This window comes from uncultured Pseudomonas sp. (genome assembly GCF_913777995.1).
Classification (GTDB): domain Bacteria; phylum Pseudomonadota; class Gammaproteobacteria; order Pseudomonadales; family Pseudomonadaceae; genus Aquipseudomonas.
The window spans coordinates 26,120-52,826 of the sequence record NZ_CAJYVE010000028.1; the positions used below are offsets into that span (position 1 = coordinate 26,120).

General features: G+C 65.9%; 25 protein-coding genes and 1 pseudogene. 19 read left to right on the forward strand and 7 right to left on the reverse strand.

Annotated elements, in window-relative coordinates; all coding sequences use genetic code 11:
- Nucleotides 1-41: 41 nt before the first annotated feature.
- The 3 genes from kdpC (at nt 42) to QZ497_RS12095 (ending at nt 4,056) form a co-directional block, all read left to right on the forward strand.
- On the forward strand, nt 42-605 hold the full coding sequence (kdpC, locus tag QZ497_RS12085) for a potassium-transporting ATPase subunit KdpC (protein WP_295474943.1): 564 nt from the start codon (nt 42-44) through the stop codon (nt 603-605).
- A 74-nt stretch (nt 606-679) separates the two neighbouring features.
- Nucleotides 680-3,328, forward strand: a complete 2,649-nt coding sequence (locus QZ497_RS12090) for a sensor histidine kinase KdpD (protein ID WP_295474946.1) — start codon at nt 680-682, stop codon at nt 3,326-3,328.
- 32 nt (nt 3,329-3,360) lie between these two features.
- Nucleotides 3,361-4,056, forward strand: a complete 696-nt coding sequence (locus tag QZ497_RS12095; RefSeq protein ID WP_295474949.1) for a response regulator — start codon at nt 3,361-3,363, stop codon at nt 4,054-4,056.
- A 48-nt stretch (nt 4,057-4,104) separates the two neighbouring features.
- Here QZ497_RS12095 and QZ497_RS12100 read toward each other — a convergent pair whose 3' ends face one another.
- Entirely contained in the window at nt 4,105-5,133 is a 1,029-nt protein-coding gene (locus QZ497_RS12100) for a patatin-like phospholipase family protein (protein ID WP_295474952.1), read from the reverse strand.
- Between the two features lie 146 nt (nt 5,134-5,279).
- Between QZ497_RS12100 and QZ497_RS12105 the strand changes: the two genes are divergently transcribed.
- The 6 genes from QZ497_RS12105 to QZ497_RS12130 all read left to right on the forward strand — a co-directional run bounded on the left by QZ497_RS12105 (nt 5,280) and on the right by QZ497_RS12130 (nt 11,230).
- On the forward strand, nt 5,280-5,558 hold the full coding sequence (locus QZ497_RS12105; protein ID WP_295474954.1) for a hypothetical protein: 279 nt from the start codon (nt 5,280-5,282) through the stop codon (nt 5,556-5,558).
- A gap of 127 nt (nt 5,559-5,685) precedes the next feature.
- Nucleotides 5,686-6,603, forward strand: coding sequence for an AAA family ATPase (locus QZ497_RS12110; RefSeq protein ID WP_295474956.1), 918 nt, complete (start codon nt 5,686-5,688; stop codon nt 6,601-6,603).
- Complete coding sequence (locus tag QZ497_RS12115; protein WP_295474957.1) at nt 6,573-7,556, forward strand: DUF58 domain-containing protein; 984 nt, start codon at nt 6,573-6,575, stop codon at nt 7,554-7,556. Before QZ497_RS12110 ends, QZ497_RS12115 begins: the two co-directional genes overlap by 31 nt.
- On the forward strand, nt 7,553-9,559 hold the full coding sequence (locus tag QZ497_RS12120) for a DUF3488 and transglutaminase-like domain-containing protein (RefSeq protein WP_295474960.1): 2,007 nt from the start codon (nt 7,553-7,555) through the stop codon (nt 9,557-9,559). Before QZ497_RS12115 ends, QZ497_RS12120 begins: the two co-directional genes overlap by 4 nt.
- Nucleotides 9,560-9,581: 22 nt before the next feature.
- Complete coding sequence (locus QZ497_RS12125) at nt 9,582-10,340, forward strand: CHAD domain-containing protein (RefSeq protein WP_295475106.1); 759 nt, start codon at nt 9,582-9,584, stop codon at nt 10,338-10,340.
- A 92-nt stretch (nt 10,341-10,432) separates the two neighbouring features.
- A complete protein-coding gene (locus tag QZ497_RS12130; protein WP_295474963.1) occupies nt 10,433-11,230 on the forward strand; it encodes a thioesterase family protein in 798 nt (265 codons plus the stop codon).
- A gap of 34 nt (nt 11,231-11,264) precedes the next feature.
- Here the strand turns inward: QZ497_RS12130 and QZ497_RS12135 are convergent, their stop codons facing one another.
- The 3 genes from QZ497_RS12135 to QZ497_RS12145 all read right to left on the reverse strand — a co-directional run bounded on the left by QZ497_RS12135 (nt 11,265) and on the right by QZ497_RS12145 (nt 14,320).
- A complete protein-coding gene (locus QZ497_RS12135) occupies nt 11,265-11,627 on the reverse strand; it encodes an Mpo1-like protein (protein ID WP_295474966.1) in 363 nt (120 codons plus the stop codon).
- Between the two features lie 305 nt (nt 11,628-11,932).
- The gene (locus tag QZ497_RS12140; RefSeq protein ID WP_295474969.1) at nt 11,933-13,408 is read right to left on the reverse strand and encodes a methyl-accepting chemotaxis protein; all 1,476 of its coding nucleotides are present in this window, start codon (nt 13,406-13,408) and stop codon (nt 11,933-11,935) included.
- A 60-nt stretch (nt 13,409-13,468) separates the two neighbouring features.
- Nucleotides 13,469-14,320 (reverse strand): TatD family hydrolase, encoded by an 852-nt coding sequence (locus tag QZ497_RS12145; protein ID WP_295474972.1) that lies wholly within the window; start codon nt 14,318-14,320, stop codon nt 13,469-13,471.
- 194 nt (nt 14,321-14,514) lie between these two features.
- On the opposite strand from QZ497_RS12145, the gene QZ497_RS12150 reads away from it, so the two are divergent.
- The 4 genes from QZ497_RS12150 (at nt 14,515) to QZ497_RS12165 (ending at nt 17,772) form a co-directional block, all read left to right on the forward strand.
- On the forward strand, nt 14,515-15,942 hold the full coding sequence (locus QZ497_RS12150) for a transglycosylase SLT domain-containing protein (protein ID WP_295474975.1): 1,428 nt from the start codon (nt 14,515-14,517) through the stop codon (nt 15,940-15,942).
- Nucleotides 15,943-16,044: 102 nt separating this feature from the next.
- A complete protein-coding gene (locus QZ497_RS12155) occupies nt 16,045-16,485 on the forward strand; it encodes a DoxX family protein (protein WP_295474978.1) in 441 nt (146 codons plus the stop codon).
- A 218-nt stretch (nt 16,486-16,703) separates the two neighbouring features.
- Nucleotides 16,704-17,015, forward strand: a complete 312-nt coding sequence (locus QZ497_RS12160; RefSeq protein WP_295474981.1) for a class I SAM-dependent methyltransferase — start codon at nt 16,704-16,706, stop codon at nt 17,013-17,015.
- Nucleotides 17,016-17,118: 103 nt separating this feature from the next.
- The gene (locus QZ497_RS12165) at nt 17,119-17,772 is read left to right on the forward strand and encodes a hypothetical protein (protein ID WP_295474984.1); all 654 of its coding nucleotides are present in this window, start codon (nt 17,119-17,121) and stop codon (nt 17,770-17,772) included.
- 112 nt (nt 17,773-17,884) lie between these two features.
- Here QZ497_RS12165 and greB read toward each other — a convergent pair whose 3' ends face one another.
- Nucleotides 17,885-18,358 carry a transcription elongation factor GreB gene (gene greB, locus QZ497_RS12170; RefSeq protein ID WP_295474987.1) on the reverse strand — a complete coding sequence of 158 codons (474 nt, stop codon included), beginning with the start codon at nt 18,356-18,358 and terminating at the stop codon, nt 17,885-17,887.
- Nucleotides 18,359-18,562: 204 nt separating this feature from the next.
- Here greB and QZ497_RS12175 point away from each other — a divergent pair, with 204 nt between their 5' ends.
- Complete coding sequence (locus QZ497_RS12175; protein WP_295474989.1) at nt 18,563-19,030, forward strand: hypothetical protein; 468 nt, start codon at nt 18,563-18,565, stop codon at nt 19,028-19,030.
- 16 nt (nt 19,031-19,046) lie between these two features.
- Here the strand turns inward: QZ497_RS12175 and QZ497_RS12180 are convergent, their stop codons facing one another.
- Nucleotides 19,047-19,952, reverse strand: coding sequence for a polyprenyl synthetase family protein (locus QZ497_RS12180; protein ID WP_295474992.1), 906 nt, complete (start codon nt 19,950-19,952; stop codon nt 19,047-19,049).
- Between the two features lie 186 nt (nt 19,953-20,138).
- Here QZ497_RS12180 and fni point away from each other — a divergent pair, with 186 nt between their 5' ends.
- From fni to QZ497_RS12205, 5 genes and pseudogenes are all read left to right on the forward strand, one after another.
- Entirely contained in the window at nt 20,139-21,179 is a 1,041-nt protein-coding gene (gene fni / locus QZ497_RS12185) for a type 2 isopentenyl-diphosphate Delta-isomerase (RefSeq protein ID WP_295474995.1), read from the forward strand.
- Entirely contained in the window at nt 21,176-22,450 is a 1,275-nt protein-coding gene (locus QZ497_RS12190; RefSeq protein WP_295474998.1) for a glycosyltransferase, read from the forward strand. Before fni ends, QZ497_RS12190 begins: the two co-directional genes overlap by 4 nt.
- A complete protein-coding gene (gene crtY, locus QZ497_RS12195; protein WP_295475000.1) occupies nt 22,447-23,613 on the forward strand; it encodes a lycopene beta-cyclase CrtY in 1,167 nt (388 codons plus the stop codon). Before QZ497_RS12190 ends, crtY begins: the two co-directional genes overlap by 4 nt.
- Nucleotides 23,610-25,103, forward strand: coding sequence for a phytoene desaturase (locus QZ497_RS12200; protein WP_295475003.1), 1,494 nt, complete (start codon nt 23,610-23,612; stop codon nt 25,101-25,103). The genes crtY and QZ497_RS12200 overlap by 4 nt, the downstream gene beginning before the upstream one ends.
- Nucleotides 25,096-26,034: pseudogene (locus tag QZ497_RS12205) on the forward strand (phytoene/squalene synthase family protein); the annotation flags it as partial. The gene QZ497_RS12200 and the pseudogene QZ497_RS12205, both read left to right, overlap by 8 nt.
- Here QZ497_RS12205 and QZ497_RS12210 read toward each other — a convergent pair.
- Entirely contained in the window at nt 25,979-26,515 is a 537-nt protein-coding gene (locus QZ497_RS12210; RefSeq protein ID WP_295475005.1) for a sterol desaturase family protein, read from the reverse strand. The pseudogene QZ497_RS12205 and the gene QZ497_RS12210 sit on opposite strands and share 56 nt — an antisense overlap.
- Nucleotides 26,516-26,707 lie beyond the last annotated feature (192 nt).

The window sequence follows — 26,707 nt, forward strand, 5'->3', positions numbered from 1 at the left end:
CTCCCTATCAGCGCGAATCAATCGAATCAAGAGGATCACCCATGAACGCAATCCTTCGTCCCGCCCTGAGCATGCTGGTGTTGATGACCCTGGCCACCGGCGTGGCCTATCCGCTGGCCGTGACCGGCGTGGCACAACTGGCGTTCGCCGAACAGGCCGACGGCAGCCTGGTGCGTGATGCCCAGGGCCGGGTACGTGGCTCACAACTGATTGCCCAAGGCTTCGACGGCGCACAGTGGTTCCAGCCACGCCCGTCGGCCGGCGCCTTCGCCACCGTGTCCAGCAGCGCCAGCAACCTGTCGCCGGGTAACCCGGCACTGGCCAGCCGCATCGCAGCGGATAGCGCGCGCCTCAAGGCGCAAGGGTCGGGCGATGTGCCGCTGGCCCTGCTGACCACCTCTGGCAGCGGCCTGGACCCGCACCTGCCGCCGGAGGCCGCCTATTGGCAGGCCAAACGCGTCGCCGCCGCCCGGCAACTGCCGGAAGGGCAGGTGCGCAGCCTGATCGAGGCGAACACCGAACGGCCGCTGTTCGGCCCGCCGGTGGTCAACGTCCTGGCCCTGAACCGCAGCCTGGAAGCTGAAACCACAGCAGCAAACCGGTAATCTCGGCTGGCCGCTTCCGCTGGGAGCGGTTTGCGCCGCGACTGTCCATTTCTCCCTGATCGAGCGAGCATCCTGTGAGTGATTCCGGCCGAGCCGATGCCATCCTGGCCCAATTGCCCCGCGAAGGCCGTGGGCGCCTGAAAGTCTTCCTTGGCGCCGCGCCGGGGGTTGGCAAGACCTACGCCATGCTGCAGGCCGCCCACGGCCAGTTGCGCCAGGGTGTGAAGGTGCTCGCCGCCGTGGTGGAAACCCATGGTCGGGCGGAAACCGAAGCCTTGCTGGGCGGCCTGCCGCAGTGGCCGTTGCTGCGCAGCCAGTACCGGGGCATGACCTTGGAGGAAATGGACCTCGATGGGCTGCTGCAGGCCGCGCCCGATCTGGCGCTGGTCGACGAACTGGCGCACAGCAACGCGCCCGGCAGCCGCCACGCCAAGCGCTGGCAGGACGTCCAGGAACTGCTGGCCGCCGGCATCGACGTGTACACCACGGTCAACGTTCAGCATCTGGAGAGCCTCAACGACCAGGTTCGTGCCATCACCGGCGTGCAGGTGCGTGAAACCCTGCCCGACTGGGTGCTGCAGGAAGCCTTCGAGCTGGTGCTGATCGACCTGCCACCCCGCGAGCTGCTGGAGCGCCTGCGCGACGGCAAGGTCTACGTGCCGGAGCAGGCCCGCGCCGCCATCGACGCGTTTTTCAGCCAGACCAACCTCACCGCACTGCGCGAGCTGGCGATGCAGACCGCCGCGGCGCAGGTGGACAACGACCTGGCCCAGGGCTACCGGCAGTTGGGGCAGACCGCCCCGGCGCTGCGGGGGCGCCTGCTGGTGGGGGTGGATGGAGATGCCCAGGCCGACCTGCTGGTGCGCCATGCCAGCCGCGTCGCGCAGCGTCGTCATCTGCCCTGGAGCCTGGTGCATGTGGATGCTGACCGGCCGCTGGACGAGCAGGGCCGGGCCTACCTGCAAAGCGCCCAGCAATTGGCCGAGCGCCTGGGCGGCGAAGTGGTGACCCTGCGTGCCGGGGAAGTGGCGCGTACCCTGTTGCAACATGCCGAGGAGCGCCGCGCCAGCGTGGTGCTGGTCGGCCAGTCGCGGCACCGCTGGCGGCGCCGGCTGAGCGGTGGCGGGGTGGCCGAACGGCTGTTGCGCGAGGCCCATGGCCTGGAAATCAGCGTACTCGACAGCGACACCTCGCCAACCCGCCCGCGCCGCCGCGTCGGGCTGCCGTCACGGGGGTTCGACTATGCCTTGGCGGTGCTTGCCACCGTTCTGGCCAGCGCGGCAGCCTGGGCGATTTCCGGCTGGTTGGCGTTGCCGAACATCTCGCTGATCTTCCTCATGGCGGTGCTGCTGGTGGCGGTGCGCAGCAGCGTAGGGCCGGCGCTGGCCTGCGCCGCGTTGTCGTTCCTGGCCTACGATTTTCTGTTCATACCGCCGAACTTCTCCCTGAGCATCCAGCGCGAAGAAGACGTGCTGACCCTGGCGTTCTTCCTGTTAATGGCAGCGCTTACCGGCCAGCTCGCCAGCCGCCAGCGCCGCCAGTTCAAGGCGTTGCGTGCCACGCAGGAAGAAACCAGCACCTTGCTCGACCTGTCGCGCAAGCTCACCGCAGCCACGGACCGTCAGGCCGTGCTCAACGCCGCCGGGCAGCACCTGGGCGGCTCGCCGCACCAGCAGATGTGCCTGCTCGGACGCGACGCCGAGGGGGCCTGGACGGTGGAGGTGGGCGGGCCGCTGGCGTTTTCCGACGCCGAACGCGTGGCGGCGGACTGGGCCTGGGAGCATGACCAGCCGGCCGGGCGCGGCACCGGGACCTTGCCGTCAGGACGCTGGTGGTGGTGCCCGGTGTCGGCCGAGGAAGGCCCGCTGGCACTGCTCGGTGTATGCCCGCGCAACGGCCAGGGGGTCAGTGCCGAGCAGCGGCGCTTGCTGAGCGCCCTGTGTCAGCCGCTGGCCCAGGCCCTGGCTCGCGCGCAGCTGGCCCAGGACCTGGAGTCGGCGCGCCTGCATGGCGAGACCGAGCAATTACGCAGCGCCTTGCTGGCCTCGGTGTCCCACGACCTGCGCACACCGCTGACCGCCATGCGCGGCAGCATCGACAGCTTGCTGGCACTGGGCGAGGCGATTGGCGTGGACGACCGCCGCGAGCTGCTGGAAGGCACTCGCGATGAGGCCGAGCGCCTGGACCGCTACATCCAGAACCTGCTGGACATGACCCGTCTGGGCCACGGTTCGCTGAAGCTGGCACGCGACTGGGTGGCGCCGGCGGACCTCGTCGGCAGTGCGCTGAACCGCCTGCGTGCGGTGCTTGCACCGCTGCAGGTGGAGGTGCAGGTCGCCGATGGCTTGCCCTTGCTGTACGTGCACGCGGCGTTGATCGAGCAGGCGCTGGTCAACGTGCTGGAGAACGCCGCGCGCTTCTCGCCGCCCGGCGGGCGGTTGCTGATGCAGGCCGAGGCGCAGGACAGTGAACTGCGCCTGGCGGTGAGCGACCAGGGGCCGGGCATTCCCGAGGCCGAGCGCAGCAAGATCTTCGACATGTTCTACACCGCCGCACGCGGCGACCGGGGCGGGCAGGGCACCGGCCTGGGTCTGGCGATCTGCCAGGGCATGGTCGGTGCGCATGGCGGGCGGGTCAGCGTCGGCGAGGGGCTGGACGGGCAGGGCACCTGCATGACCTTGCACCTGCCGTTGCCGACGCAGCCGCAAGGTGAAGTGGAATGAGGTAGGGTAATGCACATTTGCGCAGGGCAATCATGAGCCAGACTTCGACCATTCTCGTCATCGATGACGAACCGCAGATCCGCAAGTTCCTGCGCATCAGCCTGGCATCTCAGGGCTACAAGGTGCTGGAGGCGGCCAATGGCGCCGAAGGTCTGAACCAGGCGGCGCTGAATCGCCCCGACCTGGTGGTGCTCGACCTGGGCCTGCCGGACATGGACGGCCAGCAGTTGCTGGTGGAACTGCGCGAATGGCTGCATGTGCCGGTGATGGTGCTCTCGGTGCGCGCCAGCGAGGCGCAGAAGGTCCAGGCCCTGGACGGCGGCGCCAACGACTACGTGACCAAGCCCTTCGGTATCCAGGAGTTCCTCGCCAGGGTCCGCGCCCTGCTGCGCCAGCGGCCCGAGGGCCAGCCGGCAGCGGCGGCCCTGCAGCTGGGCGCCTTGCACATCGACCTGGCCAGCCGCCGGGTGCAGCTCAATGCGCAGGACGTGGCCCTGACCCGCAAGGAATACGCGGTGCTGGCCGAACTGGCTCGCCACCCTGGGCGGGTGATTACCCAGCAGCACCTGTTGCGTGAGGTCTGGGGGCCGACCCACACCCAGGACACCCACTACCTGCGCATCGTCATCGGCCACCTGCGCCAGAAGCTGGCCGACGACCCGACTGCGCCGCGCTACATCATCACCGAGGCCGGCGTCGGCTACCGCCTGGCCGCCGCCGAGGCCTGAAAGGCGCGGCTCAAGCCACTGTCACCCAGCCTTGCTGTGCCGCGCGGCTCAGCGCCCTTCGCCTTCATAACGGTCCAGGGTGTCGCGGGCGATTTCGCGACCCAGGGCGATCAGTTCCGGGGCCTTGTAGAACTCGAAGAAGCGGCACACCCGCTTGGGCACGTTGATGAGGATATCCGGCGGGTAACCGGCGATCTTGTACTGCGCCAGGGAGGTCTGCATCACCTCGAAACTCTGGTTGATCAGGTCCAGCAGCGAGGCCGGGCCGACGTTGTCGACGATCACCGTGCCGGTGGCAGATTTCGGCGCGCCTGGCGCCTGGGGCGCGGCGGCGGGCTGCTGGCCCTGAGGGTCGGCACTGGTTTCGGTCAGCCAGGGGTTGGGCGGTTGCGGGGTGGGCAACAGCGTGTCGTCTTCACCGGCCAGCTTGCGCCGGAACGGCAGGCGCGAGCCCAGCGAGTCGAGCAGCAGGTCGAAGCGCTTCTTCACCGCCGGCGGACGTTCGATCACCGGCAGGCTGTAGTGCTGCTGGTGCGAGGCGTTGAGGTTGACGGCGACGATCAGGTCGCAATGGCTGGACACCACCGGCACGATGGGCAGCGGGTTGAGCAGCCCGCCGTCGACCAGCATGCGCGAGCCCTGCAGCACTGGGGTGAACAGACTGGGGATGGCCGCCGAGGCCCGCATGGCCTGGTGCAGGCAGCCTTCCTGGAACCAGATTTCCTGCTGGTTGGTGAGGTCGGTGGCCACCGCCGTGTAGGGAATCGCCAGGTCCTCGATGTTGATCTCGCCGACGATCTCGCGGATCTGGCCGAACACCTTTTCGCCACGGATCGCTCCCAGGCGAAAGCTCACATCCACCAGGCGCAGCACGTCGAGGTAGTCCAGGCTCTCGATCCACTGGCGGTAGTGCGGCAAGCGCCCCGCGGCGTAGATGCCGCCGACCACTGCGCCCATCGAGCAGCCGGCGATGCAGGCGATCTGGTAGCCGCGCCGTTCCAGTTCTTCGATCACGCCGATGTGCGCATAACCCCGTGCACCGCCCGAGCCCAGGACCAGTGCTATTCGTTTGCTCATTGCCAGGTTCCTTGTGCGGATTGATGTGAGGGCATCGCAAGCCGGGGGCGAGAAAAAACTGGGGTGAAACGCCGGTCGTCATGGCACTTTCGCGGCAATGCACCGTCAAAGCCGTTACCCCCAATTCTCTTCGAGGAACCATTCCCATGAAAGCCTGGATCTGTCTGCCCCTGGTCATGGTGGCGCTTGCGGGCTGTGCCGGCAAGACCAACTATCGGGCCAGCTGCGGCACCGAACTCGATGCAGCCTGGCATGAACTCGATCTGGCCAAGGCCGAAGGCTTCGCCGGCACGGTCAGTTACTCCAAGGCGCTGTCGCTGCTCACCGCGGCGAAGACCCAGCAGCAGTTCGAAGGTTTCGAAGGCTGCACCCAGAAAGCCGAGAAGGCCCGCTTCTACATTCGCGAGTCGCGCGCCGGTCGTTGATCGGTGCGTCACGCAAAAGCTTGGCCAGCGAGCCCCGTTCTGCGAGGAAAGCGCCTACGCTAACTCTATAGCGTGCTCACCTGTGGCATTGTAATGGCCACGAGCAGATGTCGAGAGAGGCTGGGTAATGGGCAGAACACTGGATGCATGCCTCAGTGCGATCAACGAAATCGTGCTGGGCAAGGAAGCGCAGGTACGCCTGGCCATGACCTGCCTGCTGGCCGGCGGTCATCTGTTGATCGAGGACTTGCCCGGCATGGGCAAGACCACGCTCAGCCATACCCTGGCCCGGGTACTGGGCCTGAGTTACCAGCGCATTCAGTTCACTTCCGACCTGTTGCCGGGGGACATCCTCGGCACTTCGGTATTCGATCGCGAAACCGGGCAGTTCACCTTCCACCCGGGGCCGATCTTCACCGAGCTGGTGCTGGCTGATGAAATCAACCGCGCCACGCCCAAGAGCCAGAGCGCGCTGCTCGAAGCCATGGAAGAAGGGCAGGTGTCGATCGAGGGCGCCACGCGTCTGCTGCCCGATCCGTTCTTCGTCATTGCCACTCAGAACCCGTTCAGCTCCGGCGGTACGTTCGCCTTGCCGGAATCGCAACTCGACCGCTTCCTGATGCGCATCTCCATGGGTTACCCGTCGCGTTCGGCAGAGCGCGCCTTGCTGCTTGGCCAGTCACGCCGCGTCTTGCTGCCCCAGGTGCAGGCGCTGCTCAACCATGCCGAGCTGGGCCTGCTGCAGGCCCAGGCACGTCAGGTGCGGGCCAGCGATGCGCTGGTCGACTACGTGCTGCGTCTGGTCGAGGCCACCCGCAGCCAGCCGCAGTTCGCCTTTGGCCTGTCGCCCCGCGCCAGCCTGGCGATCCTGGCGGCGGCCAGGGCCTGGGCGCTGCTGCTCAATCGCGACTATGTCATTCCCGAAGACGTCCAGGCCATTCTGCCTGCGGTGGTCGGCCATCGCCTGCGTGAGCGCAGCGACCCCACCGGGCATGGTGGCAACGCCCTGGTGCAGTGGTTGCTGCGCGAGGTGCCGGTGCTGTGATCGGCCCCTTCAAGCCGTTCTGGCATCGCTGGCTGGCCCGCCGTATTCCGGCGGCGCCCCGGGTGGTGCTCGACCACCGGCGCATCTTCATCCTGCCTACGCGCAGCGGCGCGGCGTTCGCCCTGGTATTGGTGCTGATGCTGTTGGCCTCGATCAACTACCAGAACAGCTTGGCCTATGCATTGACCTTTCTGCTGCTGTCGTTGGGCGTGCTTGCCATCCTGCACACCTACCGTAATCTCAGTGCGCTGGTGCTCAGTGCCAGCGCGACACGCGCGGTGTTCGTCGGTGAGACCGTGCTGCTGCGCCTGCGTCTGGACAGCACCGGCCAGTCGCACCAGGCCATTGGCGTGGGCTGGAGCCGCGAGCAACTGCAGTGCCGCGACGTGGCCAGCAACGGTCACAGCGAGCTGGAGCTGGCGCTGCCATCACAAGCCCGTGGTTGGCTGAAGGCGCCGCGTATCCGTGTCGAAAGCGTGTTCCCGCTGGGCCTGCTGCGCGCCTGGAGCTGGCTGGACCTGGAGCAAAGCGTGCTCATCTATCCGCAACCGGTGGCCGGGCGCATACCGCTGTTGGCCGGGGTGCAGCCGCACGCCGAAGACGATGGGCAACTGACCCGTGGCCAGGGGGTGGACGACTACCAGGGTTTGTGTAATTACGTGCCGGGTGACAACCTGCGGCGCCTGCACTGGAAGGCCTGGTCGCGGGGGCAGGGGTTGCTGGTCAAGGAATTCAGTGACCTGAGCGGCCACGACCTGTGCCTGGACTTCATGGCCATGGCCGGTGATATCGAAGAGCGCCTGTCGCGCCTGTGCTACTGGGTGCTGGAGCTTTCCCAGCGCCAGCAACCCTTTGCCCTGCGCCTGCCGGGTTACGAGGTGGCCGCCGACAGCGGCGAGGGCCACCGCGACACTTGCCTGCGCGCCCTGGCGCTGTACGGCGTGCGCCCATGAACGGCAGCGCCGCCGAGCTGGGCCGGCCCATCACGCGCACCGCACTGACCTGGCTATTGCTGGCCCAGGCGCTGATCATCGTCCCTTTCATCCCGCACATTCCCGTGCCGCTGGTGGGCCTGTGGCTGGTCTGCACGCTGTGGCGCATCCAGATTTTTCGCATGCGTGCGCGCATCCCGGGCACCTGGGTCAAGGCCGCCCTGATGGTCGGCACCGCCGGCGGAGTGTACCTGGCGCGGGGCAGCCTGGTGGGGTTGGAAGCCGGCGCGGCGCTGCTGATCGCCGCCTTCGTACTGAAGATGCTGGAGATGCACAGCCACCGTGATGCCCAGGTGCTGATCTTCCTGGGCTTTTTCTGCGTGCTGGTGGGCTACCTGTTCGAGAGTGCCCTGGGCTGGGCGCTGTTCACCCTGCTGCCGGTGACTACGCTGCTGGCGGCGATGATCGGCCTGCAGCGCAGCGACCCCAGCGGCCACCCGGCCGCCTCGCTGCGCCTGGCGGTGAAGCTGGTTGTACAGGCGGTGCCGCTGATGCTGGTGCTGTTTCTGTTCTTTCCGCGCCTGGACCCGCTGTGGTCGTTGCCGCAGCCCAGCAACAAGGGCCTTACCGGGCTTTCCGACAGCATGTCGCCGGGGGATATCGCCGAGCTGGGACGTTCCTCGGCGCTGGTATTCCGTGCCAGCTTCGAGGGCGACCTGCCGCCACGCGAGCGTCTGTACTGGCGTAGCCTGACCCTCGACCTGTTCGATGGCCGGCGCTGGTCGCAGTCACCGCAGACGCAGAGTGTGCAGTTTCCCGACTGGCAAAAGGACGGCGCGCCGCTGGCCTACAGCATTGTCATGGAGCCCAGTGGCAAGCCCTGGCTGCCGAGCCTCGACGTGGCCCAGACCGATCAGCCTGACGTACGCCTGATGGGCGACTTTCGTCTGCAGCGCCGCCGCCCGGTGAGTCAGTCGCTGATGTACAACGTGAAGTCCTGGCCTGAAGCCGTGCGCGACCTGCAGCCGGGGGAGGGCGTGCAGCATCAGGCGCTGCAACTGCCGGCGCGGGGCAACCCGCAGGCGCGCCAATGGGCGGCTGACCTGCATCGACGCTACCCGCAAGCCGACCGACTGGTCGGGGCGCTGCTCGACACCTTCCGCCAGCCGCCTTACCGCTATACCCTCAAACCGCCGGTGCTGGGGCCGGACAGTGTCGATGATTTTCTGTTCAACAGCCGCCAGGGCTTCTGCGCCCACTATGCCGGCGCCATGGTCTTCGTGCTGCGCGCCGCCGGTATCCCGGCGCGTGTAGTGGCCGGCTACCAGGGCGGCGAACTCAATCCCGAAGGCGAGTACCTGACCATACGCCAGTTCGACGCGCATGCCTGGGTCGAATACTGGCAGCCGGGGCGTGGCTGGCTGAGCGTCGACCCGACTGCCGCCGTAGCGCCGTTGCGCATCGAGCAAGGCCTGGAGCAGGCCCTGGCCGCCGACGAAGCCTTCCTGGCCGATGCCCCGATGTCGGTGCTGCGCTATCGCCACGTGCCGTGGGTCAACGCGCTGCGTCTGAGCTGGGACAATCTCAACTACAGCTGGCAGCGCTGGGTGCTGGGCTACCAGGGGCAGCAGCAGTTGCAGATACTCGACCGCTGGTTTTCCGGTTGGCAGGCGCTGGCCTTTCTGGGCGGCTTGCTGCTGAGCCTGGGGCTGGCCGCGCTGTGGCTGTTCAAACCGTGGCTGCGTGAAAGCGACGCGCAACTTCGGCTGTTCAATACGTTCGAACGCTTGTTGGCGCAGCACGGACTGCAACGCCTGCCGGGCGAGGGGGCCCAGGCATTCGGCGAGCGGGCGGCTCGTCATTTTCCAAGGCAGGCCGGCGCCATAACGGCGTTCACCGGACAATTCGTGGCGTTGCGCTACGCCGCGCCTGCCAGCTCGTTGCACGGCCTGCGCCGCGCGCTCAAGGATGTGCGTCGTCAATTGCCATGGCGACGGGCTGCTGGCAAGACCACAGAATCCTGAGCGGGGGTAGATCATGACATCGATGGTGGGGCATCTGATTGCCGAAGTCCTGGCGCTGGAAGTGCGCCTGTTTGCCTGCCAGGCACGCCTGGCGGTTTCCACTGACAGCGAGGCCTTGCACGACCTGCGTACCACGGTACGTCGTCTGCGCAGCGTGTTGCGACCCTTGCGGGGAATTGACGGGGTCGACGAACTGGAAGACGCGGCGCGGGAGGTCGGGCGCGTAACCACACCGTTGCGTGACCAGCAGGTGCTGTGCGAATACCTCAATGCGCACGGCTGGCAGAGCCTGGCCAGGCCACGTGACCAGCATCTGCAGCAGACCTGTCCGAAAGTGGCCCTGAGCCCGGAACTCAAGCGTCTGTTCGAACGGCTGGGCAAGTTCCCTGAACGGCTGCGCGAGCAGCAGCGCGAAGGGCATTTGCGCGGCCTGCGCAGACGCATCGGAAAGCGCCTGGACAAGCAATGGGACAAGCTGCGCGAGGCGATGGCCGATCCCGAGCATGATCGGCATCACCTGCGCCTGCTGATCAAGCGGGTACGCTACGCCGCCGAAGTCTATCCAAGGCTCAGCCATCAACCGTCCGGCATGGCGGCTCATCTCAAGCGCGCGCAAGGTGCCCTGGGCGATTGGCACGACCGTCTGCAATGGCTGGCCCTGGCCGAGCGCCATGCAGACCTGGCGCCCTGTGTCGCGCTGTGGCAGTCCGGTATCGAAGAAGCGCAGCGGCACTCGGATATCGCCTTGCAACGCCTCGGGCAAGCCTGTTTCGAGGCCTGAGGCGGCATCAATGGCGTAAATGCCTTTTTGCAGTTGCAAGCGAGCTGGCTAAGCTGTGGCGGTCCTCAGACCACAACGAAGCGGAGCCTTGCATGAATTTCACCGACCTGTTGGCTGCAGCCGCTGACAATCCGGCAGCCGTGACCATTCCCACCGAGTGGGCCCAAGGACGGGCCAGCTTCGGCGGCCTGGTGGCTGCCTTGCAATACCAGACGATGCGCCGCCGGGTGGATGCCGCGCGCCAGGTGCGTTCACTGGCCATTACCTTCGTCGCGCCGGTCGCGCCCGAGGTGCCGGTCACCTTCGACGTGGAGATTCTGCGTGAGGGCTCGTCGGTAACCCAGGTGCTGGGGCGTGCCTCTCAGAATGGCCAGGTAACGACGCTGGTGCAGGGCAGCTTCGGCGTTTCACGGGATTCGGTGGTGCTGTACGGCCAGCCGCCGTGCTACGAGGGTGTCAAGCCGCGAGAGCAGAGCCCCGCGCTGCCATTCGTCAAAGGTGTGATGCCAGACTTCCTGCAGCATCTGGAAATCCACTGGGGCCTGGGCGGCCTGCCTTACAGCGGTGTTCCGGCGCCGGCCATCGGTGGCTATGTACGCCTGCGAGACTGCCAACCCGGCCCGCTGAACGAAGCTCATGTGCTGGCACTGGTCGACGCCTGGCCACCCGGCCTGCTGGGCTGGCTGAAGAAGCCGGCGCCGCACAGCTCACTGACCTGGACCATCGAGTTCATCCACCCGCAGCTGTCACTGACCACGCATGACTGGTGTATCTACCATGCCGAGGTCGAGCACGCCAATAACGGCTACGGACACACCGCTGCCACGCTGCACAGTCCGGAAGGGGAACTCATCGCCATCAGCCGACAGACCGTCACGGTGTTCGGCTGAGCCTTGCGGGCGCCACTGACTGTGGCGCCCGACGTCAATGCCGGTGGCGTTCCTTCCAGGCGCGCCACCAGGCACCGCTGAGCAGAAAGCGCGGAAAGGTCACGAATTGTTCCATCAGCAGGCGACTGACCGCGTCTTTGCGGTTGGCGAACGGTTCGGGTGGCTGGCGCTCCAGGCGATGCCCATGGCCTTGCAGGCCCAGGGCGGCAATCAGCCCGATGACGCCTACGGCGATCGAGGTCAAGCTAAAGGACCACACACCGTCGAGCAGCAGCAGGGCCGCCAGAATGAACAGCGGGACTGCGAGCAGGTGCAAGGCCAGATTGGTGGAGTTGCGGTGGTTGGCGGCATAGCCGCGCCATTGCCAGGTGTGGAGGTTGGGAAGTCGCTTGGCCATACTGCAGTCCTCTTCAAGACATGACCGCGTACCGTGTGCGGTCGGATGTGTGAAGTCTAGGTCGACTGCAAGTGGCTGGCGAATCGAGGTTGGCTATAGGGCTTATAGCAATACAGGTTCGTTAAGCGCCTGGCTTGTGGGAGCGAGCTTGCTCGCGAAAAGCTGGCAAAGTCGCTGATTTTGCTGTGAAGTTGACGCCGCCTTCGCGAGCAAGCTCGCTCCCACAGCCTAACTGACCTGTATTGCGGCTAAGGCCAATACTGGTCAGTTAGGCCGGGCGGCTGCGGCTTTAGCCTTGCTGCGCTCTACAGTTTCAGGCGGCCAATGGACTTGTTCAGCTCGCCGGCCAGGGTCGCCAGGTCGCTGCTGGTGCTGGCCGAGTCGACGGTCTGCGACACGGTGCGGTCAGTGACGTCGCGGATGCTCACCACTGCACGGTTCATGTCTTCGGCCACCTGGCTCTGCTGCTGGGCGGCCACCGCGATCTGGGTATTGCTTTCGCGCATCTGCGCCACCGCGTCGGCAATCGCGGCCAGGGCTTCGCCCGCTTCGCGCGCCTGCTGGACGCAGTCGTCGGCCTTGTGCGAGCTGTCCTGCATGAAATCCACGGCGTCCCGTGTACCGGCCTGCAAGTCGCCGATCATGCTGGTGATTTCATCGGTGGAGGTCTGCACGCGCTTGGCCAGGTTACGCACTTCATCGGCCACCACGGCGAAGCCCTGGCCCATTTCGCCAGCCCGTGCCGCCTCGATGGCGGCGTTGAGGGCCAGCAGGTTGGTCTGCTCGGCGATGCTGTGGATCACGCTGACCACGCCACTGATCTTCTGGCTGTCTTCGGCCAGGCGCTGGATCATCTCGGCGGTCTGTTGCACGCCACTGGACAGTCCGGAGATGGACAGCTGAACGCGGTCGACCACTTCCTTGCCGCTGCCCGCAAGGCGGTCGGCGGTCTGCGACTGGTCACGGGTGGTGGTGGCATGCTGGGCAATGTGGTGGACGGTCGCCGACATCTCGTTGATCGCGGTAGCGACCTGATCGGTTTCGCTCTGCTGGCCGAGCATGCCCCGGCGTACGTCGCTCATGCCACTGGCCAGGTTGGCAGCGCCCTGGTCGAGCCGCGCGGCGGTCTGCGACACGGTGTTGACCACGCGCTGGTAGCCGGCCTGCATGGCATTGAAGGCCTTGGTCATCTGGCCCACTTCATCTTCGCTGCCGCCCGGCGCCCGCGCCGACAGGTCACCGCTGCGTTCGACATGCAGCATCACATCCTTGAGAGCGTTGAGCTGGCTGAGCAGGAAGCGGATCAGCAACTGCGAAGCGCAGAGCATCAGCACCATGAGCAGGAACACCGCCACCGCATACTGCACGAAGCGTTCGAACAGCAATTGTTCGATGCTCGGCGCATAGGCCGGGACCGCCAGGCGCTGGCCATCGCTGCGCGCTACCACCTGGGCACCGTAGAGAGTGCGGTCCTTGAGGGGCTGGTTCAGCTCGACCCAGCCGCTGGCCGAAGCCAGCGCCTGCAGCGGCTGGCCGTTCAGGCTCGGGGTCTGGCCGGCCGTGTAGCTGAGGACCTCGCTGGCGCCTGGCAGCGGCTGGCCGACGGGCCAGGCCGCCAGCAGACGGGCCTGGCCTTGCGCAGCCTGCTGCGCCAGTTCCTGGCGGGTCTGCTGCTCCAGGTGCAAGGCGTAGAGCACCAGCATCAGTGTCGTGAAAAAGGCCACCGTGTTGACGGCCCAGAACTTGTACTTCAATGAGAGGTTGCTAAGCCATGAGCCCATGATTGGTCTTCTTCTGCTCGTCGTGAGAGGTGATCGCAAGGTAATAGCACCTTGCCTCAGTCAGTCCTTGGAGGCTTGATCTGCATCAATGAAGCTGCAGCTTTCATCTGTGGCCAACGGCAGCCCGAAAAAGCGCCGGGCACAGGCCGTGGTATGGCGGGCCAGTGCCTCTGGACTTTCGCCGCGATGCAGGGCCACTTCACGCAGCACTTCGGGCAGAAATGCCGGCTCGTTGCGGCCATTCTTCGGCTTGGGGCGCAGGCTGCGCGGCAGCAGCCAAGGCGCATCGCTTTCCAGCATCAGCCGGCCTTCAGGAATGTCGCGCATCAGCGGATGCAAATGAGTGCCACGGCGCTCGTCGCAGATCCAGCCGGTGATGCCGATATGCAGGTCGAGGTCGAGGTAGCGATACAGGGCCTGCTTGTCACCGGTGAAGCAATGCACCACGGCGGCAGGCAAGTGGTCGCGGTAGTCACGCAGGATCCCCAGCAGACGTTCGCTGGCATCGCGCTCATGCAAAAACACCGGGCGCTGCAGCTGCGCCGCCAGGGCCAGTTGGGCATGCAGGGCGCTTTCCTGCTGGGGGCGGGGCGAGAAGTCACGGTTGAAATCCAGCCCGCATTCGCCGACCGCGCGCACCCTGTCGTGCTGCAGCAGGGCCTTGAGCTGGCCTTCGCTGTCGGCGTTCCAGTCGCTGGCGTGATGCGGGTGGAAACCGGCGGTGCAGAACAGTCGCTGAGCGGACTCATCGAGTTCGAGACACAGGGCCAGACTCTCTTCGCTGCAGGCCAGGTCGGTGCCGGTCAGCACCAGTTGCGCGACCCCGGCAGCGAGGGCTCGCTGCAGGACCGCCTGTCGGTCGGTGGCAAAGCTGGCGTTGGTCAGGTTGACGCCGATATCGATCAATTGCATGGTTTCACCTCTGGCCATATGCCCGGGAGCATACCAGAGCCTCTCGCTTTAACTGAAAGTGCTTTGCATTCAATACCTTGAACCGGTCGGTTCAACGCTTTTGGCAACAACCCAGGGGATCGAACGGCGTTTTTGCCGGTCATAGCGGTCCCTACTTGTCTGTCTATCTGTCTGGTTTGATCCACGGAGAGCGAATGATCCGAGCCGCGCTATTGTCCATCGTCTGCCTGTCGGTCGCCGCTCCCCTGCTAGCCGACCCGCGCAAGCCCGTGCATAACGGCCCGCAGGCGGTACACAAGCGCACTCAGGCCAGGGACCTGCCGGTCATCCGCAGCAGCAAGGTGCTGCGCGTGCTGGTCAACCAGAGCCGCAACAGCTCCGGCGACGTCAAGGGCCAGGAAGTCGGCATCGAATATGCCCGCCTGCAGGCCTTCGAAAAATTTCTCAATGCCCAGAACGGCGGCAAGCTGACCTTCAAGATCATTCCCAAGGCCAAGAACCAGCTGGTGGCGGCCTTGCTGCGCGGTGAAGGCGACCTGATCGCGCCGGGCGAACTGCTCGACACCAGCGACAAGGCCGTGGTGGCCAGCCGGCCCATCGTCGCCGATGTGCCGCTGGTGGTGGTCGGTAGCCGGGGGCAGCGCAGCTTCCGCCAGCTCGACCAGCTGTCCGGGCGGACCCTGAGCCTGCCCACCGGCAGCGTGGCCGACGAAGCCCTGCATCGCCTCAACCAGGGCCTGGCGCAGCGCAAGCTGGCCCCGGTGCATATCGAATGGGTCGACCCGAGCCTGGCGGTAGAAGACGTGCTGGAAATGGTCGAGGCCGGGATCTACCCCATGACCCTGGTAGAGCAGCCGATCGCCGAACGCTGGGCGCGGGTGATGCCCAAGCTGCGCGTGGAGCGTAACCTGAAACTCCATACCGAAGGCAATATCGGCTGGTTCGTGCGCCAGGACGCCCCGCTGCTGCGCGAAAGCATGGACCGCTTCCTGGCCTCCTACCGTGCGCCCGGTAATCAGGACGCGGTGCTGGCCGCCGCCTACAAGCCGCTTTACCGGGTCAACAATCCGCTGGCTCGCGCCAACCTGCAGCGCCTCAAGGAGTTGCGACCGCTCCTGCAACGCCACGGCGAGGCTCAAGGCATCGATTGGCTGGACCTGGCGGCGCTGGCCTTCAAGGAATCCAAGCTCGACCCGTCGGCCAAGGGCAGTGGCGGGGCGACTGGCCTGCTGCAGATTACGCCGTCGGCGGCGCGCCGCGTCGGGGTCGATAACATCAATAGCGCCGAAGGCAACGTACAGGCCGCCGCGCGCTACATGGCGCTGATTCAGCGCAAGTTCTTCGCCAGCCCGAGAATCAATGAGCGCGAGCGCATGGCTTTCGTCCTGGCCGCCTACAACCTCGGGCCGGAGCAGGTCCAGGCACTGCGCCAGGAGGCACGCCGCCGGGGCTTGAACGCAGACCAATGGTTCTTCCAGACCGAGCGGGTGGCCATGGAGAAGAAAGGCACCGGTGTGGTGACCTTCGTCAACAGCGTGAACAAGTACTACCTGGCCTTCGATCGCCAGCGCGAATCCCTGGAGCAGGCTCCGGCGGGGCGCAAGTACGTCACGCGAAACTGATCTATAAATTAGATAATTACGTCGCATTAATTGCGGTATTCATATTGGTTTGTTCGATTATGATGGCGCCATTCCCGCTCATCACTCCTTGGAATCGCCACTATGAAAAAGCTCCTCAACACTGTTGTCTCCACCCGCGCCGGCCTGGGCCTCACCGCCATCCGCCTGGTCGTCGGGATCATCTTCATCGCCCACGGCAGCCAGAAGCTGTTTGGCGCATTCGGTGGCTACGGCCTGGAAGGCACCGCACAGTGGATGGCAAGCATCGGCCTGACCCCGGGCTACCTGATGGCGCTGCTGTCTGGCAGTGCCGAGTTCTTCGGCGGCCTGGCTGTGCTCATCGGCCTGCTGGCGCGCCCGGCTGCGGCGGTGCTGATCTTCCTGCTGCTGGTGGCGATCATCAGCGTGCACCTGGCCAACGGCCTGTTCATGGCCAACAACGGCTACGAGTTCGCCCTGGCCCTGCTGGGCGGTGCGGTCGCGGTACTGTTCGAAGGCGCCGGCAAGTTGTCGGTGGACCGCGCCATCGCCGCGCGGGTCTGAACCCTGCAGCCGTTCCTGAACCAGTGGCTGGCCCGGCTTTCCGGGACCGGCCACAAGCAGTGCTTGCATTGCCGTGATTGCTGGCCCTAAGATGGCCACCAGCGCCGATTTAACAACTACTTGCGGGGCGCCGGCCTAGGCCAAATACCGCTAAAACGTTGGTTCGGTGTCGCCTCCCACCGCTGCCCAGCGGAAACTGTGAGGCGGAGAACACTGTCATGAGCCAGACCCAGCATCGTCCCCTGCGTATTTCCCCCATCACTGCCTACATTGGTCGCAAGAATCCGCGCATCCTGCTCGGCGGCGCTCACCAGCCTACTTTGCTGCGTTATCTCGACGGCTGGCCGCGCAAAGGCGGCAAGGCCAGTGCCTTTCTCCTGCAGTTCGTCGATACCGCGCAGCCGCTTTCAGGTTACGCCAACGACCAGTTCGACCTGGCAGTGATCCATGCCCCGGATGCCGACAACGCCGCCGTGGTGATCCACGACCTGACCCGCATTGCCCGCCAGGGGTTGATCACACTGGGTTGAGCGGCTTTCTCGGACTTGGATAGTTGTTGACCAGCGAACGAAAAAGGCTTGCGGCCATCCTATGGCTTTACCCCAGCCTGCCAGGCAGTCAGAAGGTACGACCATGATCCGTCAAATCGAGGAACTCATTCACGCGACAACGACACGTAGGCATGCTGATTTTCCAGCCTCGGTCGTGGAGGCTCACCAACGCACCATCGAGCGCCATATCCATCTCGACGTGGCCTACAGCGCCTTAGAATCACTGCGGACCTCTGAAGAAGATGATCTGCGCAGCGAGCTTCGGGCCAGGCTCGCAGAACTCGCTGACGTTCTGGCTTTGGCCGATCTGGAAGCGCGTCTGCAACAGGTGGGGGAGGGTATTTATCTGGCCATCCCCTATATGTACACCTGCAGTGACAAACAGCCCGTCTATCTCGTCAACCGCACCGCCGAGGAGGTCATCTATATCGGCAGGCGGCTGTATGCTTTCGCCAGCGATGGTGATGACATCGTCGACTACAATGCTGCAGGGAGCGCCTTCGCAGACGGAATCGCGGCGTCTGCAACTCTTTCCCCAGGCGAGAAGCTTGCGGTGGATGAATATTCGATGGGCTTCGATGGCGACTTTATCGGCACCCATCGCATTCGCGTGATGATCAGGGGGGAGCAGGTCGAGTTGCGCACCCGGGTTGGCCGGCTTGGTGGATACAGCGGGGGAAGTCTGTCCGAAACGCCCGGGATTCACTTGCTCGAAGTGGCTGCGCCAGCAACCTGAGTGCCCCCGAGCCTGTGTGGGCGTACTTCACGCACATTTGCACTGGCTGCACGGACCTTGGGCGAGGCCTGGTGGCCAGTGAAGGTCTGCTCGGCCTCTTTCGGGGGGCGGATCACGGTTGGTAGGTAATCTGGTTGACATACCAGGTGGCCTCGCCGTCCGGAATCTTCACCACCACTTCATCGTCGCGCTGTTTCTTCAGCAAGGCGCGAGCCATTGGCGAGTCGATGGAGATGTAGTCGTTGCGGCCATAGATTTCGTCGTGGCCAACGATGCGGAATTTCATTACCTGGCCTTCGTCGTTCTCGACTTCTACCCAGGCACCGAAGAACACCCGGCCCTCCTGTTCCGGGGAGTAGTCCACCACCTTCACGTCTTCCAGGCGCTTGCGCAGGTAGCGCACGCGGCGGTCGATCTCGCGCAGCAGCTTCTTGTTGTATTGGTAGTCGGCATTCTCGCTGCGGTCGCCCAGCGAGGCGGCCCAGGAGACTTTCTGGGTGATCTCCGGGCGGTACACGCGCCACAGGTGATCCAGCTCTGCCTTGAGCTTGTCGTGGCCTTCCCGGGTAATGATGTTGGTAGCCAAGCCGCCTCCTTGAATGGTTTTACCGATGCGCGTCGCCCTGGACGGACGCCGGCGCTGACTATAACGGGCTGGCGCCGGTGGTGGGAGAGGGATGTTCGACACGGGCCGGGGGCGCGGGAACCTCCGGTCTGTGGCAGGATCCATCATGCACCTTGTCGTGCCGGTAGGTTCCGGTACGCTTTTTTCGCCTGGAGGAACCGGCCCATGCGCCTGGCAGCTGCCGCTCTTGCAATGACTCTTTCGTGGACGGCCGTCGCCGAGACCTCCGAACCGACCGTCACGCGCTGGACTCTGCTGGATCAGCATGACAAGTCCTACACCCTCGACGATCAGGCCCAGGTGCTGCTGGTGGCACGCAGCATGTCGGCGGCGCGCCTGCTCAATGCCGCCATCGAAGATCAGCCGCCGGGTTACCTGGAGGCGCGGCGGGTCATCTATGTCGCCGATATCGAGATGCTGCCCGCGGTGATGAAGCCGGTGATCGTTCCGGCGATGCGCTCGGCGAACTATCGCATCCTGCTGGACCGCGACGGCCGTGTGGCGGGCCGCTACGACGGCGACCGCGATACGCTGCAGTGGCTGCAGCTGGACAAGGGCAGGGTGGTGAAGGAGCAGCGCTTCGACGACGGCGCGCAACTGGTGCGGGCCATCGCAGCGTTACCTGCGCCTTGATGAAGGCGGGTCGCGCTCAGCGGATCGCGACCTTGGCGAAGATCAGTTGCAGGAAGTCGCCCAACTGGTGGTCTCGGCCCAAGGCTTCGTCCAGGCAGGCCTGTGCCTTGCGCAGGTGCTCGTACAGGCGCAGGGTGACGCCTTCCGGGCCATACAGCGCCATCAGTGTCGACTTGCCAGCGTCCTTGCCCTGGTCCTTGGCGGTGTCCGGGCTGCTGTCGTGAAGGTCGTCGTAGAGCTGGAAGGCCTGGCCCAGCTCCAGCGCGAAGTTCTGTAGCGGCGAGCGCTTGCAGGGGGTCGCACCGCTGACCAGCCAGGCCATGTCCATGATGGCGCCGAACAGCACGCCGGTCTTCAGGGTGTTGGTCAGGGCGATCTGCTCGGCAGAGCGTGCCTGCTGGCCATCGCGCAGGTCCTGGAACTGGCCGCGTACCAGGCCTTGCATGCCGACGGTATTGGCCAGCACTTCGACCAGTTGGGTGCGCGTTGCCGCTGGCAGCTCGGCAATGCCCGCTACTACGCCAAAGGCCCGGCTCAGCAGGGCAATGGCGGTGAGAATCGCCACGTCCTCGCCGAATTTCAGGTGTACCGTCGGGCGGCCACGGCGCAATTGCGCGTTGTCCATGCACGGCATGTCGTCCAGCACCAGTGAAGCGGCATGGATCATTTCCACCGCGCAACCCAGTTCCAGGGCCTGAGCCCCGCGATGACCGAGGCTGTTGGCGGCCAGTACCAGCAGAATGGGGCGCATGCGCTTGCCCGGCGCCAGTGTGCTATCGCGCATGGCCAGGGCGATCAGGTCGCGTTCGTTGCCGCTTTCCGGCAGCAGTTCGTCCAGGCGCCGGTCGATGCTGACCCGCAGTTCGGCGAGGTGATCGGCGAAGGTCGATTCGCTGGTGCCGCAGGTCTTTACTGTCAACATGGCTGCGTCCGTGGTGATGGGCGAAAGTATTGTCGTCCGCTTGCGTATCGTAAGGGAACGACTGGCGCGCCGGGATGCCTGAGGAGCATCTTATACGCAAGTTGTGCGAAGCTGAGGTCTTGTATAGCTTTTGCCAGTACAAGGGACAACATCCGGCAGTGAATGATTCCAGGGATATGTAATGTCATGAGCGAACATGATTTGAGTCGGCGCAAGGATGATCATCTGGATATCGTGCTGGCCGGACTCGATGCTGGCGTACGTACGACCTCTGCCTGGCAGCGGCTGCGTTTCGAGCATTGTGCCTTGCCGGAACAGAGCATGGACGACATCGACCTGTCCTGCCAGTTGCTCGGCCGTCCATTGCGCGCACCGCTGTTGATCAGCTCCATGACCGGCGGGGCGCAGCGCGCCACAGCCATCAACCGGCATCTGGCCGAGGCCGCTCAGGCGCTGGGCATCGCCATGGGCGTCGGCTCGCAGCGTGTCGGGCTGCAGGGCGGCAGCGACCAGGGGCTGACCCGCGAGCTACGGCGCCTGGCGCCAGACGTGCCGTTGCTGGGCAATATCGGTGCTGCGCAGTTGCTCGGGCCTGCTGGCCTGGACCTGGCGCGGCGCGCGGTGGACAGCCTGCAGGCCGATGCGCTGATCATTCACCTCAACCCCCTGCAGGAAGCTGTACAACCTGAAGGCGACCGCGACTGGCGCGGCGTGCTGGATGGCATCGCCAGGGTCGCCGCGCACCTGGAGGTGCCGTTGATTGCCAAGGAGGTCGGCGCCGGCCTGAGCCCGGCAGTGGCCCAGGCGCTGGTCCGGGCCGGGGTGCAGGTGCTGGATGTGGCTGGCCAGGGCGGCACCAGCTGGGCCGCCGTGGAGGCCGGGCGGGCGCGCAGCGAAGCCGATCGCGCGGTGGCCATGGCCTTCGCCGACTGGGGCATTCCGACTCCCGAAAGCCTGGTGGGCGTGCGCCGGGTGCTGCCCGAGGTGCCGCTGATTGCCTCTGGCGGGATCCGTGACGGGGTGGACGCCGCCAAGGCGATTCGCCTGGGGGCCGATCTGGTCGGCCAGGCGGCCGGGGTGCTGCGTGAGGCGACGTTGTCTACCGAGGCGGTGATCGAGCATTTCCAGATTTTCATCCGCCAACTGCGCGTCGCCTGCTTCTGCACCGGCTCGGCCGACCTGGCGGCGCTGCGTCAGGCCCGCTTGCTCGCAGGCGAGCCGTCATGAGTCATTTCGCGGTCGTCGCCCCGGCGTACTACAGCCATTTCCAGGCCTTCCAGGCGCTGGCCGTGGAGCTGATAGAGCGCGGCCACCGCGTGACCTTTTTCCAACAGGCCGATGCACGTGCCTGGCTCAGCGATGCGCGCATCGGCTTTCACGCTTTGGGGCGCAGCACCCATGGGCCTGGTTGCCTGGCCGACAGCCTGAGGCGCGCCGGGCAGCCCTGTCATCCGCTGGGCTTGAAGCGGCTGATCGACCAGCTGGTTTCCAGCACCGCCATGTTGTGCGCCGAATTGCCCGCCGCGCTGGCCCGGCAGGGCATCGACGCCGTGCTGTGCGACGAAATGGAGGCCGCCGGCGCGTTGGTCGCCGAGGCCAGCGGCCTGCCGTATATCTCGGTGGCCTGTGCCTTGCCGGTCAACCGCGAGCCGCACTTGCCGCTGTCGGTCATGCCCTTCGCCTATGCCGAGGACGAACGCAGCCTGCGCCTCTATGAAGGCAGCCGCAAGGTGCACGACTGGCTGATGCGCCCGTTGCGTCAAGTGCTGCATGAGGCCGCCCGGCAGTTGCACGTGGCGCCGCGCGACGGTGTTCACGAAGGGTTGTCGCCCCTGGCGCAGATCAGCCAGACCATTGCCGCGTTGGACTTTCCGCGCCGCGCCGCACCGGCGCACCTGCATCACGTCGGACCGCTGCGGCCCACGCTGCCCGAACCCTGTGGCGGCTGGCCGGTGGACCCGTTGCGCCCGCTGATATTCGCCAGCCTGGGCACCCTGCAGGGCGAGCGCCTGGGCATGTTCCGCCAGATGGCGCGGGCCTGTCGGCAGATGAACCTGCAGTTGCTCATCGCCCATTGCGGTGCGCTGGACAAGACCCGCGAAGCCTTGCTGCTCGACGAAGGTGCCATCTGGGTCACGGCCTTCGCGGCGCAACGCCAGGTGCTGCAACAGGCCGATGCGGTGATCACCCACGGCGGGCTGAACACGGTGATGGACGCCATCGCCACCCAGACGCCGATGTTGGTGATGCCCATCGCCTTCGACCAGCACGGTGTGGCCGCGCGGGTCAGCTACAGCGGGGCTGGGCTGCAGCTCAACCGCCGGGCGCGGGCACCGCGCATCGCCGAGGCGCTGGACGAGCTGCTGGCCCGCCCGCTGCCGCGTCTGGCGCAACTGGCAGCGCAGTTGCAGCAGGCCGGCGGCACCCGGCGCGCGGCGGACATCGTCGAGCAGGTGCTGCGCAGCGGGCGTCCGGTGCTGGCCGAGGCGACGCCATGAGCTATGACCTGATTCTCGCCGGTGCCGGCCTGGCCAATGGCCTGATTGCGCTGCGGCTCAAGCGCCTGCGCCCGGAACTGCGCATTCTTTGCGTGGAGCAACAGCCCGAGGCGGGCGGCAACCACACCTGGTCGTTTCATCAACATGACCTCAGCCGACGCCAGCGCCACTGGATCGAGCCGTTGATCGTCAAGTCCTGGCCCGCCTACGACGTACACTTCCCGCAGTTGTCGCGGCGCCTGCACAGCGGTTACGCGAGCATCACCTCGGAGCGCTTCGCCAGTGTGTTGCAGCGGGTCATGGGCGACGACCTGTGGACCGGTCGGCGCATCGAGCAGGTCACGCCGCACAGCGTCACCCTGGAAGGCGGCGAGCGCCTGCAGGCGCGCGCGGTCATCGATGGCCGTGGCCTGCAGCCCGACCCGCACCTGGTGCTGGGGCGCCAGGCCTTTCTCGGCCAGGTCCTGCGGCTGCAGGCGCCCCATGGCCTGGAGGCGCCGATCATCATGGATGCCCGCGTCGCCCAGGAGGGCGGCTACCGCTTCGTCTATGTACTGCCGTTTTCCAGCGATACGCTGCTGATCGAAGACACCCACTATGTCGACCGGCCACTGGCCTCTGCCGAGCGCCTGCGCCAGCACATCATCGACTATGCGACTCAACACGGCTGGCAGATCGCCGAAGTGCTGCGCGAGGAGACCGGTGTGCTGCCGATTACCCTGGCCGGGGATTTCGATGCCTTCTGGGGGCAGGTCGGCGACCAGCCGCTGTCTGGACTGCGCGCCGGCCTGTTCCACTGCACCACCGGCTATTCGCTGCCCGAAGCCCTGCGCCTGGCCGACTGGCTGGCCGGACAGAGCGTACTCGACGCCGAGGTGCTGGCCAGCGGCATTCGTGAGCATGCGCGGCGCCAGTGGCAGCGCCAGGGTTTCTATCGCCTGCTCAACCGCATGCTGTTCCTGGCCGGGCGTGCCGAGGATCGCTGGCAGGTGATGCAACGTTTCTATCGATTGCCCGAGGGGTTGATCGGTCGCTTCTACGCCGGAGACACGCACGCGCTGGACAAGCTGCGCATACTCTCCGGTAAACCTCCCGTCCCCGTCGGCGAAGCCTTGCGCGCCTTGTTGCGCCATTCGCCGCGACATTTCGAGAACACCTTATGACCCAGGCTAGAAAAGCAGTGGTGATCGGTGCAGGCTTCGGAGGCCTGGCCCTGGCGATTCGCCTGCAGGCGGCAGGCGTGGCCACCACGCTGCTGGAGCGCCGCGACAAACCGGGCGGGCGCGCGTATGTCTATGAAGACCAGGGCTTCGTCTTCGACGCCGGACCGACGGTGATTACCGACCCCAGCGCCATCGAAGAGCTGTTCACCCTGGCCGGGCGGCGCATGGACGACTACGTGCAATTGCTGCCCGTGGTGCCGTTCTACCGCTTGTGCTGGGAGGACGGTACGCAGTTCGACTACGCCAACGACCAGGCCGCCCTCGACCGGCAGATCCACGCCCTCAATCCGCGCGACGTGGCCGGTTACCAGCGCTTTCTGGCCTACTCCAAGGCGGTGTTCGAGGAAGGCTACCTGAAGCTCGGCGCGGTGCCGTTCCTGTCGTTTCGCGACATGATCCAGGCCGGCCCGCAACTGGCTCGCCTGCAGGCCTGGCGCAGTGTGTACGGCAAGGTGTCGCGCTTCATCGAAAACGACAAGCTGCGCCAGGCCTTTTCCTTCCATTCGCTGCTGGTGGGTGGCAACCCGTTCGCGACTTCGTCCATCTATACCCTGATCCACGCCCTGGAGCGTCAGTGGGGGGTGTGGTTTCCCAAGGGTGGCACCGGTGCCCTGGTGCGCGGACTGGTGCGCCTGTTCGAAGACCTGGGCGGGGAGCTGGCGCTGAATGCCGAGGTGGCACGCATCGAGGTGCGCGATGCCAAGGTCTGCGGGGTGCGTTGCCAGGATGGACGCTTTTGGGCGGCCGATTGCGTGGCTTCCAACGCTGACGTCATGCACACCTATGCCGACCTGCTGGGCCATGAGGCGCGTGGCCGCGACGAGGGGCGGCGCCTGGCGGGCAAGCGCTTCAGCAATTCGCTGTTCGTCATCCACTTCGGCCTCAAGCGGCCGCAGCCGCAGCTGCAGCACCATACGGTGTGCTTTGGCCCGCGCTATCGCGGCCTGATCGACGAGATCTTCAAGGGGCCGGGCCTGGCCGAGGACTTTTCCCTGTACTTGCACGCGCCCTGCGTCACGGACCCGGACCTCGCGCCGCCCGGCTGTTCCAGCCACTATGTGCTGTCGCCGGTGCCGCACCTGGGTAACGCGCCCATCGATTGGGAAGTGGAGGGGCCGCGCTATCGCGAGCGGATCTTCGCCTACCTGGAGAAGCACTACATGCCGGGGCTGCGCGAAGACCTGGTGACCAGCCGGATCTTCACCCCACATGATTTCCGCGACGAACTCAATGCCCATCTGGGTTCGGCGTTTTCCCTGGAGCCGGTGTTGCAGCAAAGTGCCTGGTTCCGCCCGCACAACCGCGATGCGCACCTGAGCAACCTGTACCTGGTCGGGGCTGGTACGCATCCGGGCGCTGGCGTGCCAGGGGTGATCGGCTCGGCCAAGGCCACCGCCGGGCTGATGCTCGAAGGAATCGCCCATGCATGACACGCCTGACGAGCAGCGCCAGTTGCTGGCGCATGCCACGCGCAGCATCGCAGTCGGTTCCAAGAGCTTCGCCGCCGCCTCACGGCTGTTCGATCCGGCCACGCGCAGCAGTGCGGTGATGCTGTATGCCTGGTGCCGGCATTGCGATGACGTGATCGATGGCCAGCAGGCCGGCCATCAGGCGCGCCCGCTGGCCGACGACGAAGTGCAGCAGCGCCTGGCCGGGCTGCTGGCCCAGACCGAGGCGGTGTATGCGTTGCAGCCGGTGGTCGAGCCGGCTTTCGCCGCGCTGCGCGAGGTGGTGGCGCGGCATGGATTGCGCCGCGCCTATGCGCTGGATCACTTGGCCGGCTTCGCCATGGATGTCGATGGCCGCGAGTACCGCAGCATCGAAGACACCCTGGAGTACTGCTACCACGTGGCCGGGGTCGTGGGGCTGATGATGGCCCAAGTGATGGGCGTCAGTGACGAGGCGACCCTGGAGCGGGCCTGCGACCTGGGCATGGCGTTCCAGCTCACCAATATTGCCCGGGACATCGTCGAAGACGCCGAGGTCGGGCGTTGCTACCTGCCGCAGCAATGGCTGGACGAACAGGGTATCGCGCGTGAGCGGCTGACAGCCCCGGAGTATCGCGAGCGCCTGGCGGTGCTGGGGCAGCGCCTGGTGGACATGGCCGAGCCCTTCTACGAAAGTGCCCAGGCCGGCGTCACGGCCTTGCCATGGCGTTCGGCCTGGGCCGTGGCGACCGCCGGGGCGGTGTACCGCGAGATCGGCGTCAAGGTACGTGAAGCAGGAGCCCAGGCTTGGGACAGCCGCGTGTCGACCAGCAAGGCTGACAAGCTGCGCCTCGTGGCGCTGGGCGCCTGGCGCGCGATCAGTTCCCGGGGTCGGCGCTGGCCGCCGCGTGATCCGGAGCTTTGGCGGCGTCCGCCGGCGGGCGCTGCAGCGGGCCATCATGCAGTGCTCGCAGCTGGGCCCGCAGGCTTGCCGTCGAAGGCGCGATGAGGAAGCCGAACGATACGCAGCGCTCGCGGCCCTGCACGGCGTGATGCATCAGGTGCGCCTGGTACAGACGCTTGAAGTAGCCCTTGCGCGGTACATAGCGAAACGGCCAGCGCTGGTGCACCAGGCCGTCGTGGGCAATGAAATACAGCAGGCCGTAACCGGTCATGCCGGCACCGATCCATTCCAGCGGGTGCAGGCCGATGCTGCCCAGGGCGATCAGCACGATGGCCACCCCGGCGAACACCACGGCATACAGGTCGTTCTTTTCGAACCAGCCGTTACGCGGCTCATGATGCGAGCGATGCCAGCCCCAGCCCCAGCCATGCATGATGTACTTGTGAGCGAACCAGGCAAAGCCTTCCATGCCCACCAGGGTCGCGAGAAAAACCAGCGTGTTGACGATCATCGACCTGACCTGTGAATGTCCTGGCCATGGGACTGCCAGCCAGGTATGAATGTTCGATTCGGCGGACAGAAAATCCCTCCCGCGTTGACTCCCGTCAATCCTGGCCGCCAGCACGTGCCCCTCTGTCGCCGGCTTGGCTCGTAGCATTGAACCCTGCGCTGCAACGTCAGGTCATCCGCCTTGAGCATGAGG

What these genes read in the sequence shown, in the direction of transcription:
- kdpC (WP_295474943.1), top strand. Translation starts at nt 42, where the DNA reads ATGAACGCAATCCTTCGTCCCGCCCTGAGCATGCTGGTGTTGATGACC.
- QZ497_RS12095 (WP_295474949.1), top strand. Translation starts at nt 3,361, where the DNA reads ATGAGCCAGACTTCGACCATTCTCGTCATCGATGACGAACCGCAGATC.
- QZ497_RS12100 (WP_295474952.1), bottom strand. Translation starts at nt 5,133, where the DNA reads ATGAGCAAACGAATAGCACTGGTCCTGGGCTCGGGCGGTGCACGGGGT.
- QZ497_RS12105 (WP_295474954.1), top strand. Translation starts at nt 5,280, where the DNA reads ATGAAAGCCTGGATCTGTCTGCCCCTGGTCATGGTGGCGCTTGCGGGC.
- QZ497_RS12110 (WP_295474956.1), top strand. Translation starts at nt 5,686, where the DNA reads ATGGGCAGAACACTGGATGCATGCCTCAGTGCGATCAACGAAATCGTG.
- QZ497_RS12120 (WP_295474960.1), top strand. Translation starts at nt 7,553, where the DNA reads ATGAACGGCAGCGCCGCCGAGCTGGGCCGGCCCATCACGCGCACCGCA.
- QZ497_RS12125 (WP_295475106.1), top strand. Translation starts at nt 9,582, where the DNA reads ATGGTGGGGCATCTGATTGCCGAAGTCCTGGCGCTGGAAGTGCGCCTG.
- QZ497_RS12130 (WP_295474963.1), top strand. Translation starts at nt 10,433, where the DNA reads ATGAATTTCACCGACCTGTTGGCTGCAGCCGCTGACAATCCGGCAGCC.
- QZ497_RS12135 (WP_295474966.1), bottom strand. Translation starts at nt 11,627, where the DNA reads ATGGCCAAGCGACTTCCCAACCTCCACACCTGGCAATGGCGCGGCTAT.
- QZ497_RS12140 (WP_295474969.1), bottom strand. Translation starts at nt 13,408, where the DNA reads ATGGGCTCATGGCTTAGCAACCTCTCATTGAAGTACAAGTTCTGGGCC.
- QZ497_RS12145 (WP_295474972.1), bottom strand. Translation starts at nt 14,320, where the DNA reads ATGCAATTGATCGATATCGGCGTCAACCTGACCAACGCCAGCTTTGCC.
- QZ497_RS12150 (WP_295474975.1), top strand. Translation starts at nt 14,515, where the DNA reads ATGATCCGAGCCGCGCTATTGTCCATCGTCTGCCTGTCGGTCGCCGCT.
- QZ497_RS12155 (WP_295474978.1), top strand. Translation starts at nt 16,045, where the DNA reads ATGAAAAAGCTCCTCAACACTGTTGTCTCCACCCGCGCCGGCCTGGGC.
- QZ497_RS12160 (WP_295474981.1), top strand. Translation starts at nt 16,704, where the DNA reads ATGAGCCAGACCCAGCATCGTCCCCTGCGTATTTCCCCCATCACTGCC.
- QZ497_RS12165 (WP_295474984.1), top strand. Translation starts at nt 17,119, where the DNA reads ATGATCCGTCAAATCGAGGAACTCATTCACGCGACAACGACACGTAGG.
- QZ497_RS12175 (WP_295474989.1), top strand. Translation starts at nt 18,563, where the DNA reads ATGCGCCTGGCAGCTGCCGCTCTTGCAATGACTCTTTCGTGGACGGCC.
- QZ497_RS12180 (WP_295474992.1), bottom strand. Translation starts at nt 19,952, where the DNA reads ATGTTGACAGTAAAGACCTGCGGCACCAGCGAATCGACCTTCGCCGAT.
- fni (WP_295474995.1), top strand. Translation starts at nt 20,139, where the DNA reads ATGAGCGAACATGATTTGAGTCGGCGCAAGGATGATCATCTGGATATC.
- QZ497_RS12190 (WP_295474998.1), top strand. Translation starts at nt 21,176, where the DNA reads ATGAGTCATTTCGCGGTCGTCGCCCCGGCGTACTACAGCCATTTCCAG.
- crtY (WP_295475000.1), top strand. Translation starts at nt 22,447, where the DNA reads ATGAGCTATGACCTGATTCTCGCCGGTGCCGGCCTGGCCAATGGCCTG.
- QZ497_RS12200 (WP_295475003.1), top strand. Translation starts at nt 23,610, where the DNA reads ATGACCCAGGCTAGAAAAGCAGTGGTGATCGGTGCAGGCTTCGGAGGC.
- QZ497_RS12210 (WP_295475005.1), bottom strand. Translation starts at nt 26,515, where the DNA reads ATGATCGTCAACACGCTGGTTTTTCTCGCGACCCTGGTGGGCATGGAA.